Below are 10,853 nucleotides of genomic sequence, written 5' to 3' on the forward strand. Positions count from 1 at the left end.
ATGGATGGTGACCGGCACGACCGCCAAGGCCTCCGACCAGATCATCATGACCGGGAAATGGCGGCCGCCCCAGGCGCCGGCGAGCTCGCCAAGATATTCGGTGTGGCCCGGAAAGCGAAAACCCGACTCGTAGAGCGTCGTCTTGGCGATCGGGTTGGTGACCACTGCGCGCGCCGTTCCGGCGCGCACCGCCAGGACCGCCCGCTCGATCGATTCGATCGTTGCGGCGGCGTTGGCGGCATTCGGGCGTCCGGGCTCGGCCGCGACCGCATTGTTTAGCGGAACAACAGGGAGACCCCGGTCGATCACGGAGGCCGCGCGCTCAAAGTCCGTCTCGACGATCGGGGTTGGCGAGCGGATCCGTCGGGCGACTTCGGCGAGATGAGCCGGGGCGGCAAGAACAAAAAAAGGCGGATCGCCGGCCGCGCGCAGGCGCCAGGCGGCGAGCGCCAGTTCGGGCCCGATCCCCGCCGGATCGCCCATCGTCATCGCGAGCGGCGGGCTTTCGACCATCATGACAAAGCTCCGGCCGGTCCTATCCCGTTACAGGCCGACATTCGCCCGGATATCGCCAAGCGTGCGCAGAACGAGCTGGAACATGAAAGTTTGATTGCGCGTCGCCGGAAGGTAGGTGAGCGGACCGCCGGCGTATTCTGCGAAAGCGGCTGGCGCGCTGACGCTTGCGGAATAGCGGAGGGTCAGGGTGGTGCACTCGTCCTTGTAACCGAGCCCGAACGAATAGCCTATGGGATAGAGGACCGGCGTCTCCTGGCCGGGGATGTCGTAATAATGGCGCGACATGTCGAGCACGAGCGATCCGTCGATCGACCATCGGTCCAGGAACTTGTAGGACGCGTTGCCCGTCAGGCCCTCGCGAGGATACTCCCATCCCAAGGCCGGCTGCGCGGCATAGAGCGCGTAGTCGAGGCTGCCTGTCACGCCGCCGATCGTCGCTTTGGCGATGGCGTCGAACCGGTCGAGCTGGAACGTCGCGCTGTCGAACTGCTGCTTGCTCAGGAGCGAAATTGGCGCTGAGGTCGGCTGGATCATCTCGCCGGCGACGAAGTTGGAGAACTTCTTGTCGAGGCCGGAGTCCATGCCGGTGTTGGCCATGTCGAAGAGCGTGTACGAATTCTGCCCTGCGACCTGGATCGATTCGCCGGCCACGACGTTGGCGTGCCCGCCGTTGGCGAAATTGGCCGTGTACTGCAGGCCGTAATTGAGCCGCGTGCCGCCCTCGATGCGATCGTAGCCCGAGAACTTGTTCCAGGCGAACAGGTTCGTGTCGTCGAACACGAGGCTCTGAGCGTCCTCGTTCGGCTGGATCCGGGGAATAACCTCGCTCGGACGGGCGATGAATTGCGCGATCGGCGTGATCGTCTGGGAGCCCCACGCGTTCGTCAGCGCGAAGGGATATTGCCATTCGAGCCCCAACCCGGCCATTCCGCGCGCGAACGCGCCCTGGTCGCCGCCGGAGAAGAACGCCGCCTGACTGGAATTGGCCACCGTGCTCGTTCCCAGCCCGCTCGCGTAAGTGATCGAGCCGTTTTCGTTGAGTTCCGTCGCCTCGCCGTCCAGGCGCGCAAACACGAACGGCTTCCAGACTTCCCCGATCCCGTCGATGTAGCTGCGCTGCCACGACGCCTGACCCGATGCGCGGGTGTAGTCGCCCGCGATGCTGCGCAGCATGCAGGCGCCAGGATAGTACGTGTTCACGTATTTGTCGCCGACCGCAGTCTCGCAGACGTTATAGAGATGGTAGGCGTTGTCGAAAGTCTGCAAACCGGTCGATTGAAACGCCGCGTTGGTCTGAGTGATGTTCGCGATGTTGACGTCGATCGTCGCCTCGCCGCCAAGCCCATAGGTTCGATCGGCCGGGACCGCGAAAACGCGGTTGTAGTCGAACACCGGGACGGCCTGCGGAAGCGTCCGGTTGTCGTCGTTCGACGTCGTACCCTCGAAGTGGTACGCGCTGAGGTCGAAGTAGCTGTGGTCGGCCTCTCCGCGCAGATAGATCGACGAGACGATGTCCTGGAAATAGTAGTTGGAAAAGTCGATGCCCTGCAGCTTGTAGTCGTTGGCAAAAAATTTGTCCGACAGCCAGGTGCCGTTCCAGCCGAACTGCCAGTCCTGATTGAGGAAAAAGTTGCCCTTCGTTTCGACGGACCCGCGCAACCGCTGGTCGCCGGCGCCGTAAGGGTAGGCGGGGAAGACGTTGGGCTGCTGTTCGTCGATGCCCGTCAACTTGATGCTGTACTGGCCGTTGGCCAGCCGCTGGCGCCAGTCGACCTCCCCGAGGAACCCCTGCTTGGACAGGTACGTCGGAATCAGCGTCAGATCGTAGTTCGGCGCGAGATTGATGAAATATGGGAAGCTCATCCCGTATCCCAGGTATCCTCCCGAAACAATCTGCGGCGCGAGCAACCCGGTCTGCTTGTTCACCGTCGAGTCCGGCGAGGAGAAGTACGGCATGTAAAAGACGGGCACGCCCCAGACGAGCATCTGGGCGCCTTCGTAGTAGACCGTATGGGTCTCCTGGTTCTCGATGATCTTCGTCGCGCGGACCTGCCAGAACGGCGGCCGCTCGGGATGATCTTTACAGGGCTCGCAGGCTGTATATGTGGCCCTCTCGAGGACGGTCACATCGCCATTCATGCGCTCGCCCCGCGGCGAGGTGAAGCGCGTCTTATCGGAGGTCAGCGCTTGGACGCTGTCGATGAAACCGTCGCGAAAGTTCTCGCTGAGCTCGAAACGGTTCCCATAGACGATGTCCCCGTGCTCGTCGGTCATCTTGGCGTGACCTTCGGCATAGACGCGTTTCGTGGCCCGGTTGTACACGACGCGGTCGGCCTGGAGGACGCGGCCCTGGTAGAATAACTGGACCGAACCCGACGCGGTCACGGTATCCTTGTCCTTATCGTAAATCAGCTCGTCGGCGTCGATAACAAGCTTGTCGGGGGGCTTGGTCGCGGCGGCCGCCGCCGGAGGCGCGGCCTGCGCAGCGTCAGCGGTCTCCGCCATCGAGAGCGCCAGAACCGCAAACGCAAACGCTACAGCGACCAAAGCGACGTGTCGAGCCCAGGAGAGCCGTCGCTGAGTTCGCTTAGGGGAGGAGCTGACGGCGCTACCCATCAACCGTCCTCTTGGTGCAGCAAAACATACACGCCAAACAAGCACCCAACGAGCCCCGGCGACCACCCCGCCGCGACCGCGCTCATGAAGCCGGCCTCGCCGAGATCGTTGATCACTTTCGTCGCGACATAAAGCACGAAGCCGGCGGCCACGCCACCGGAAACCATGATCTCGACGCCGCCCATTCGGAAGAATCTTAACGAAAAGCAAGCGGCCACGAGAACCATGGCCGCCAGCAGAACCGGACGGGCCAGAAGCTCTTGAAATTTCAACTGATACGCCGTTGGGTCGAGACCGGCCTTGGCCGTCTGGTTGGCAAGCCCAGGGAGGCTCCAGAACGACACGGTCTCCGGCGCCACGAACGCTTGGGCGACCTCCGACCGGTTCAAGCTGCTCGCGAGCAGGTAGGTCGAAACGGGTAAAGTCTCGAAACCCGGGGTGACCACCTTGGCGTCGTGCAGCGCCCAGTAACCGTCGTGCAGATCGGCGGAAGCGGCGTCGACCCGCTCGACGAAATTGCCCCGGTCGTCGAAGTTGAACACCTCGATGTCCTTGAGCCGGGTCCCGTCCTCCTCCTTGCCGCGCGCATGGACGATCGCCTGACCGTCGACGCTCTTCTGCCGAAGCCAAAGATCGCCCCAGGGATTTGATCGTCCGCCGAAGACGCTGTTTTCGATCTGGTCGCTTCTCTGCTTCATCCATGCCGAAGCGGGATTGTAGGCGACGACCGACACGACGCCGATCAGCACGATGACAGCGATCGGCGGCGCGAGAATCTGCCAGACCGAGACGCCCGCCGCGCGCGCCACCACCAATTCGAGTTTGCGGGACAGGTTGAGAAACGCGATCATCGATCCGAATAGCACGGCGAACGGAAGCGCCTGCTCCGCGACCGTCGGCGTCCGCAGGAAGGAGAGGGCCGCCATCAGCGTCGCGGTCGCCTTGGGCGCGTCGCCCGATCGGCGCAGCATCTCCACCAGATCGACGGCGTAGATCAGCGCGAAGACGAAACCGAAGGCCGCCAGGACCGTCCGCGCAAATCGGCTGGCGAGATAGAGCGACAGCGTCCGGCCGATCATGCCGGGCTCGCTGCGGCGCGGCGGAACGACGCCGGGAACAGCCGCCGGCGGAAGATCATGGCCAGCGCGCCAAGGCTGGCGGCGATCGGTATCGCCCAGACGAAGACCGCGGCAAACGGGACGCCGACGGTCAGGGTGGTCGCCGCGATGCCGAGCCCGCGAATGGCGACAAAGGCGAGAATGGCGCCGCCGATGGCGAGCCCTCTGCCCTGCCGCGTCGTCCGGGCCTCGCCCAACGCGGCGAAGGCGAGGAACCCGGCGACCAGCGCGTACAGCGGGCTTGCGAGACGGTCGAGCAGCTCGCTGCGGATGTGTCCCGCAATCGCAGGGTCGGCGCGGTCATCTGGACTCGGCGCCATCAATTCGGCAGTGCTCCGCTCCCGCGGACGCTTCACCGATGCGATCGCCTGAGAGAACTGGGAAAGGTCGATCGTGTAGTCGTCGAACGTCACCATCGCTGAATCGCCGGCCGCCTGCGGGCGGAGGAGGACGCCCTTGCTCAGCTGCAGGTAGCTTGCGCCGTTCTTTTCGATCGTCTTTCCGGCTTCCGCGATGTAGGTGGAGACATGGTCCGGGTCGCGCCGGTCCTGCATGAAGACGCCGCGCAACGCGCCGTCCGGCGTGCGCTCGCGATAATGAAAGACGAAGCCAAACGTCAGGTCGTTGAACGCGCCGGGACGGGCGAAATTCGAGATGAAGTCGGCGCGAACGAACGTCGTGAGGTTCTCGATCGCCCCGAAACTCCAGGGCAGGAGCTGCACGTAGATCGCGGCGACGGCGACGAACACGGCGGCCGACAGCGCCGTCATCGGGCGCAGAAGGCGGGCCGGCGAGACGCCGGCGGCCGCCATCACGACGAGCTCGCTGTCGCCGTTGAGCTTGTTCAGCGTGTAGAGAATGCCGGCGAACAGTGCGACTGGGGCGATGACGGCGATCAGCGACGGCAACGCGAGCCCGGTCATCATCAGAAAGATGAGAATCGTCTGTCCCTTGCTGGTCAAGAGATCGATCTGGCGCAGGGCCTGCGTGATCCAGATCACGCCGGTCAGCACGACGAGCCCGGTGATGAAGGCGGTCGCTGCGGTTCTCAGGACGTAGCGTTCAATTCGACTCATTGCCGCCGCTTCGTTGCGCGCGGGCCACGCGCCTCGTCGCTTGCCAGAAGCGCCTATTCCGGTCAGGCCGCCGATGCAAGGCGCGCCCAATGCCGGCGCCGGCAGAAGCCCGCCCGTTCCATGGCGGTCAATCGCGGCATCTTATTGACGGCCGCGGCAAACGGCCGATATCTCCGAACTTCGGGCTCCTTGCGCGCGGCAAGGAGCGATTCGCATCCGGACATGGGAACGCCTCGAGCATGAGCGCTGCCGTCAAGATTTCCTTTGGTTCGCTCACAGCGCCTAAAGGCAGCGCGCTGGTCGTTTTCGTCGGCGCCGACATGAAGCTCGCCGCTGCGGTCGCCGCTCAGACCGGCGATCTCGAGCCGCTCATCCGCGCCGCCGCAAAGGCCGCGAATTTCAAGGGCGCCCAGCGCACCGCCCTCGATATCCTCGCGCCGGCGGGCGTCGAGGCGTCGCGCCTCATCGTCGTCGGCGTCGCTCCCGGCAAGGACAACGCTCCGCTGGATTTTGTCATGCTTGGCGGGTTCGTCTTCGGCAAGGCGGCCGGCGCGCAGAAGGTCGACGTCGCCTTCGAGGGGCCGGCGGGACAGTGGGACGGCGCCGCGGCGGCCGATTTCGCCCTGGGCTTGAGGATGCGCGGCTACAAGTTCGACAAGTACAAGACGCGCAAGAAGGAGAACGACGAGGAGAACGGCGCCCCGCCGGAGTTCGTCGTCTGCTCGAGCCACGCCGCGGCGGCGCGCGCCGCCTCGCACGAACGCTTTGCTGTCGCCGAGGGCGTGGAACTCGCCCGCAACCTGGTGAACGAGCCGCCGAATGTACTGTTTCCGGCGGAGTTCGCGGACCGCGCCAAGGCGCTGGAAAAGCTGGGGGTCGAAGTCGCCGTCCTCGACGAAAAGGAGATGGCCAGGCTCGGCATGAACGCGCTCGTCAGCGTGGGGCGCGGCTCGGCCCGCGACAGCCGGCTCGTCACGATGCGCTGGAGCGGCGCGCGCGCCAAGCGCGGCAAGCCGGTGGTCGTGATCGGCAAGGGCGTGTGCTTCGATTCGGGCGGCATCTCGATCAAGCCGGCAGCGGGCATGGAGGACATGAAGGGCGACATGGGCGGCGCGGCCTGCGTGGTCGGCCTTCTCCATGCGCTCGCGAGCCGCAAGGCCAAGGCCAACGTCATCGGGGTCATCGGCCTCGTCGAGAACATGCCCGACGGCGACGCCATCCGCCCGGGCGACATCATCGCCAGTATGTCCGGGCAGACGATCGAGATCATTAACACCGACGCCGAGGGGCGGCTGGTGCTCTCCGACGCGCTCTGGTACGCGCAGGAGACCTTCAAGCCGCGTCTGATGATCGACCTCGCCACTCTGACCGGCGCGATCATGGTCGCGCTCGGGCACGAGTACGCCGGGCTCTTCTCCAACAACGACGAACTGGCGCAACACCTCGCCGCCGCGGGCGAGGCGACGGGGGAGAAGGTCTGGCGCATGCCGCTCGCGCAAGCCTACGACAAGCTGATCGACTCCAAGTTTGCCGACATGAAGAACACCGGCGGCCGGCACGGCGGGTCGATCACCGCGGCCCAGTTCCTGCAACGGTTTGTTAAGGATACGCCGTGGGCGCATATCGACGTGGCCGGCGTCGCCATGGGTTCGCCATCCTCGGACATCAATCCGTCGTGGGGTTCGGGCTGGGGCGTCAGGCTATTGAATCGTCTTATCGCCGACTCCTACGAGGACTAGGATCGCCGGGACGAGGGGCTGGGAGATCAGGATGCGGCTTCATGTGACGGTTGTGGCGCTCGCGTTCCTCGGATGGAGCGCGGGAGCGGAACCGGCGTGGGCGATCGCGAGCTGCGACGCCTTCACCCAGGCCCTCAGGATGGGCGCGAGCGACATGGGCGTCGAGTTCTCGCGCGCGATCGTCGTCTCCCGGACCCGGTCGGACGCCAATGTCTACGACGTGACGACCAAGGTGGACGTCGACGCCACGCTCAGCTGCCGCGGCGACGAATTCGTCCGGTTCGAGGCGCGCGTCAGCGAACCATCCAACGCGCGCACGTCGACCAATTTCGAACGCTTCCAGTCCGTCGCGCTGAAGGCCGCGCTCGGCTGGGATGCGTCGAAAAGCCGCGGCGTGCTCAAGGGCATGAGCGCGGACGCGCACGAGTTCCTCAACGCCTCCCGGGAGCGCGGGGACGTCTACGTCGCCGGCAAGACCGAGGAGCACGAGCCGGGCAACGTCTCGCTCGGCCTGATGGCGACCGATTCCGACCGCACCTTCGTGATCGTCGGTCCGGCGGGCGAATAGGGCCCCGGGGCGCCGATGGGCGAGTTCCGCTTCCATCATCTCGAGCGCCGTCGGGCCGACCAGGCCTTGCCCGAGCTTCTGGCGCGCATGGTCGCGGAGGGCAGGCGGATCGTTGTGCGGGCGCCGTCGGCCGAGGTCGTCGAGGCGCTCAACGACCGTCTGTGGACCTTTGACGACGCGAGCTTTCTGCCCCACGGCGCGGCCGGGGACGGCGATCCCATGACCCAGCCGGTTTTCCTCACGGACAAGGTCGAAAACCCCAACCGGGCGACCGCGCTGGTGATTCTGGCGGGCGCCGAGACGGGCGCGGACGACGCCGCCTTCGACCTCGCGATCCGGCTGTTCGACGGCCGCAACGAGGACGCGATTGGCGAGGCGCGGCGCGAATGGAAGCGCCTCAAAGAACAAGGTTTTGCCCTCAGCTACTGGCGCGAGGGCGAGGACGGGGCTTGGGAGAAGGCGCGCTGAGTGCGTTCGGCGCCGTCCGGCAGGCGTTCGGGCCGCATTCGGCATGCGTTCGACCCGCTTTCGGACCCCGAAACGAGCCCCTTATTCACCCGTGAATTGAGCGATTTCAAGGATTTGCGGCGGCCTTTGGCGAAAAGTTTCGGGCCCGGGCTTTGGTCCGCCAAAAAAACAGTTTCGTAATAATCTTTCTCATGCTTGCGCCTTCGGTTCCAGCACCGCTCCGACTTCGTGAACTCTAGCACGGACTGCGGTTTTTCCGAAGACCTTGCAGCGGGCGCGCGAGGCGCTCACGGGTGGGGACCGCGGGCGAGCGCTTCGCCGATCTCTGCCTGCGTCGCAGCCGTCGGCATGGAGGCGGTTTCCTCAACCTGCAGCCGCTTGTCGTGAAAACCAAACTGCCGCACGACGATATGCGAATAGCAGCAATGCGCCTCGCCCGGCAGGTAGACGGCGTTCCTGACCCACAACTTCCCGTTCACGAATTCAGCGAACATCCTGTCCCCATCGCGCCCTTCGGGCTTGATCGGGTCGAGCGCGGTCGTCAGCGCTCCGTTCCCGCCAAATCCGACCGTCACGACCGCAAGGCTGTCCGGGCCGCCATTTGTCCCGTCGAAATGATAGGTGAGCCCAACCCATTGGCGATCGACCTCACCTTGCACGATCGGATTGGGACAACCTTGAGGGCCGCCGAAAACGCCGCAAGGGACGTTCGCAGACGCCTCTGCTCGGCAAGCGAGGAACAACGCGGACCCAGCCAGAATCCGCATCGGAAGCCTTTTACCGAGCAATTCCTCACTCCTTACGGGGATTCAGACCGAGCGGCCAGCGCGCGCTCTATCCGCGACAGCAGCCGTTCCAAGACGTCGAGGTTCATCGCAACAGACACGTTTGGCTGACCGTCGAGCGCCGTCAAAAACGCCAGAACGGCCGTTTCACCCTCGATCAGGATATCGCCGCTTCTGGCGTGGAAAAGTTGCTGGTGTTCCATGGGGCGCGCCTCCTATGCCGCCATTCCTGCCGCTTGCAGTTTTGCCCAAAAATCCCGCGTTTTCAACGAGTCCAGAGTTCTCGGTGATTTGGCTGGCGACTGCCAAAGAGCGCCCCCCCTCCACCATGCTTCGCATAGTCCCCCTCCCCCGCGCTGACGCGCGGGGGAGGAAAAAGGCGCCGACGCCTCTCCTCCCCCATGAAGCGAAATCGGAATGGGGGAGGGGGACCGCGCGACGCGCGGTGGAGGGGGTGCGCCGCGCGCGGTGGCGGGGGCGGCACCGCGCAAAAACCGCAACCGATACCTCAAGCCTCGTCCAACACAATCAAATCCTCGCGGCGGAAGGCGATCTCGACCGTCTCGCCCGGCTGCGGCAGGGCGAGGCCTGCGGCGTTGAAAACGTCGACCAGCAGGGGTTTGCCGTCGAGCCGGACTCTTAGGCGCGCCACGGCGCCGAGGAAGCTCATGTCCTCGACCACGACGGCGAGAGCGTTTGCGCCGTCGCCCGTCCGGCCGAACCTCAGCGCCTCGGGCCGAAGCGCCAGCGTGCGCGCCTCGCCGGCCTTGGCGTCCTCGATCGGGGCGGACGCGAACAGAATCGCGTCCCCGACGCGGATGGCGCCTTCGGCAGGGTCGGCGATAATCCCCTCGAGCGTGTTGAGCGTGCCGACGAACGAGGCGACGAACCGGGTTTTGGGGCGGTTGTAGATGTCGGAGGGGGTTCCGACCTGCTCGATCGCCCCGTCGTTCATCACCACGACGCGGTCGGAGATCGAGAGCGCCTCCTCCTGGTCGTGGGTGACGAAGATCGTGGTGACGCCGACCTTGCGCTGCAGGGCGCGGATTTCTTCCCGAAGGCTCACGCGGATGCGCGCGTCGAGCGCCGAGAGCGGCTCGTCGAGCAGCAGGATCTGCGGATTGGGCGCGAGCGCGCGTGCGAGCGACACGCGCTGCTGCTGGCCGCCCGACAACTGGTGCGGATAGCGGCGCGCGAGGTCGGGCAGCTTGATCAGCGCCAGCATTTCTGTGACCCGGGCGGCGATCTCGGCCTTGGGTTTCCCGGCGACCTTGAGGCCGAAGCCGATGTTGCGCTCGACGGTCATGTTGGGGAACAGCGCATAGGCCTGAAACACCATGCCGATCGCGCGCCGGTTGGCGGAGAGATGCGTGACGTCGCGCCCGCCGATGCGGATCAGGCCCGCCGACGGCGTCTCGAACCCGGCGATCATGCGCAAGACCGTGGTCTTGCCGCAGCCGCTGGGGCCTAAGAAGGCGATGAGCTCGCCGCGCTCGACGGCGAGGCTGAAGTCCTCGACCACGGCCGGACCGCCGAAGGATTTGCGAACGCGCTCGAGCGCGAGGAACGACATCGGCGGCCTTTAGCGGCAACAGTGTGGCATTTGCCGCCCCCGTTTAGCACGGCGGGGGAGCGCCGGAACCGACCGAAGCGCGCTTTCCTGGTCGGCGCCGGCACCGAAGCAAAGCGCCAATCGCGGCCGTCCGCGGCGATGCGAAGGGTGCATCGCAATCGCGCGATTCCGGCCTGTGGGTCGAGAGAGGAAATCCGGGATTGTGTAATCGCTTGCTCGAGGTAGTCAGTGAAAACGCGCGCTTTCTGCGAGGCTGGTTTATCTCGGCTATACCCGGACTCATTGAGGGGGCGAAAAGGGGCTTGCGTCGGAAGGGTTTTCGGATTCGGCTGGAGGCATGATTCGCGGCGGGTTTCTTTCGCCTCGCCAGCGCGCTGAATTGCTGGCGCTGCTG

General features: G+C 65.3%; 10 protein-coding genes. 3 read left to right on the plus strand and 7 right to left on the minus strand.

The genetic code is table 11. The annotated features are described in order from the left end of the window. The 4 genes from ACLP25_RS27925 to lptF all read right to left on the minus strand — a co-directional run. The coding region (locus tag ACLP25_RS27925; protein ID WP_442472356.1) for a 4-hydroxythreonine-4-phosphate dehydrogenase PdxA at positions 1-516 on the minus strand (516 nt) is incomplete at its 3' end. A gap of 27 nt (positions 517-543) precedes the next feature. After that, positions 544-3,021 (minus strand): LPS-assembly protein LptD, encoded by a 2,478-nt coding sequence (locus tag ACLP25_RS27930; RefSeq protein ID WP_442472357.1) that lies wholly within the window; start codon positions 3,019-3,021, stop codon positions 544-546. A gap of 110 nt (positions 3,022-3,131) precedes the next feature. Continuing rightward, positions 3,132-4,211 (minus strand): LPS export ABC transporter permease LptG, encoded by a 1,080-nt coding sequence (lptG, locus tag ACLP25_RS27935; RefSeq protein WP_442472358.1) that lies wholly within the window; start codon positions 4,209-4,211, stop codon positions 3,132-3,134. Then, entirely contained in the window at positions 4,208-5,326 is a 1,119-nt protein-coding gene (gene lptF, locus ACLP25_RS27940) for an LPS export ABC transporter permease LptF (RefSeq protein WP_442472359.1), read from the minus strand. Before lptF ends, lptG begins: the two co-directional genes overlap by 4 nt. Positions 5,327-5,565: 239 nt before the next feature. Here lptF and ACLP25_RS27945 point away from each other — a divergent pair, with 239 nt between their 5' ends. From ACLP25_RS27945 to ACLP25_RS27955, 3 genes are read left to right on the plus strand one after another with little or no spacing between them, the layout of a single operon-like run. After that, a complete protein-coding gene (locus ACLP25_RS27945) occupies positions 5,566-7,065 on the plus strand; it encodes a leucyl aminopeptidase (protein WP_442472360.1) in 1,500 nt (499 codons plus the stop codon). Between the two features lie 31 nt (positions 7,066-7,096). Beyond that, entirely contained in the window at positions 7,097-7,633 is a 537-nt protein-coding gene (locus tag ACLP25_RS27950; RefSeq protein ID WP_442472361.1) for a hypothetical protein, read from the plus strand. A gap of 15 nt (positions 7,634-7,648) precedes the next feature. Then, positions 7,649-8,101 carry a DNA polymerase III subunit chi gene (locus ACLP25_RS27955; RefSeq protein ID WP_442472362.1) on the plus strand — a complete coding sequence of 151 codons (453 nt, stop codon included), beginning with the start codon at positions 7,649-7,651 and terminating at the stop codon, positions 8,099-8,101. Between the two features lie 287 nt (positions 8,102-8,388). Here the strand turns inward: ACLP25_RS27955 and ACLP25_RS27960 are convergent, their stop codons facing one another. The 3 genes from ACLP25_RS27960 to ACLP25_RS27970 form a co-directional block, all read right to left on the minus strand. After that, positions 8,389-8,760, minus strand: coding sequence for a hypothetical protein (locus tag ACLP25_RS27960; RefSeq protein WP_442472363.1), 372 nt, complete (start codon positions 8,758-8,760; stop codon positions 8,389-8,391). Between the two features lie 140 nt (positions 8,761-8,900). After that, positions 8,901-9,089 carry a hypothetical protein gene (locus tag ACLP25_RS27965; protein ID WP_442472364.1) on the minus strand — a complete coding sequence of 63 codons (189 nt, stop codon included), beginning with the start codon at positions 9,087-9,089 and terminating at the stop codon, positions 8,901-8,903. A 305-nt stretch (positions 9,090-9,394) separates the two neighbouring features. After that, entirely contained in the window at positions 9,395-10,459 is a 1,065-nt protein-coding gene (locus tag ACLP25_RS27970; protein WP_442472365.1) for an ABC transporter ATP-binding protein, read from the minus strand. Between the last annotated feature and the right edge of the window lie 394 nt (positions 10,460-10,853).

The organism is Roseiarcus sp. (genome assembly GCF_052145395.1).
Lineage (GTDB): Bacteria > Pseudomonadota > Alphaproteobacteria > Rhizobiales > Beijerinckiaceae > Roseiarcus.

Bases quoted from the DNA above. Each gene is read 5' to 3' on its own strand.
- ACLP25_RS27955 (WP_442472362.1), top strand. From the start codon at position 7,649: ATGGGCGAGTTCCGCTTCCATCATCTCGAGCGCCGTCGGGCCGACCAG.
- ACLP25_RS27930 (WP_442472357.1), bottom strand. From the start codon at position 3,021: ATGGCGGAGACCGCTGACGCTGCGCAGGCCGCGCCTCCGGCGGCGGCC.
- lptF (WP_442472359.1), bottom strand. From the start codon at position 5,326: ATGAGTCGAATTGAACGCTACGTCCTGAGAACCGCAGCGACCGCCTTC.
- lptG (WP_442472358.1), bottom strand. From the start codon at position 4,211: ATGATCGGCCGGACGCTGTCGCTCTATCTCGCCAGCCGATTTGCGCGG.
- ACLP25_RS27970 (WP_442472365.1), bottom strand. From the start codon at position 10,459: ATGTCGTTCCTCGCGCTCGAGCGCGTTCGCAAATCCTTCGGCGGTCCG.
- ACLP25_RS27945 (WP_442472360.1), top strand. From the start codon at position 5,566: ATGAGCGCTGCCGTCAAGATTTCCTTTGGTTCGCTCACAGCGCCTAAA.
- ACLP25_RS27965 (WP_442472364.1), bottom strand. From the start codon at position 9,089: ATGGAACACCAGCAACTTTTCCACGCCAGAAGCGGCGATATCCTGATC.
- ACLP25_RS27950 (WP_442472361.1), top strand. From the start codon at position 7,097: ATGCGGCTTCATGTGACGGTTGTGGCGCTCGCGTTCCTCGGATGGAGC.